Source organism: Bacillus cereus group sp. BfR-BA-01355 (assembly GCF_022663675.1).
GTDB classification, from domain to species: Bacteria; Bacillota; Bacilli; order Bacillales; family Bacillaceae_G; genus Bacillus_A; species Bacillus_A thuringiensis_S.
This window is the reverse complement of sequence record NZ_JAKUFY010000373.1, coordinates 1-299: the sequence shown is the minus strand read 5'-3', so window position 1 is coordinate 299 and position 299 is coordinate 1. Positions and strand designations below refer to the sequence as shown.

The window sequence follows — 299 nt, the reverse complement described above, 5'->3', positions numbered from 1 at the left end:
AGAAAAAAGCTAATGAAGATAAAGTAAAACAAGACGAAGCTAAGAAAAAAGCTGATGAAGAGGCTAAGAAACAACAAGAACAGCAGCAACAACAAGAACAACAACGTAAACAGCAAGAAGAAGCTCAAAAGAAAGCTGATGAGGAAGCTAGAAGAAAAGCTGAAGACGAAGCTAAGAAAAAAGCTGAAGACGAAGCTAAGAAGAAAGCTGAAGAAGAGGCCAAGAAAAAAGCTGAAGACGAAGCTAAGAAACAACAAGAACAGCAACACCAAAATACCGGAGGAGATACACCTCAGGCA

At 39.1% G+C, this 299-nt stretch carries 1 pseudogene; it reads left to right on the top strand.

Annotated elements, in window-relative coordinates:
- Window positions 1-299, top strand: a pseudogene (locus MR167_RS33825) (penicillin-binding protein); the annotation flags it as partial.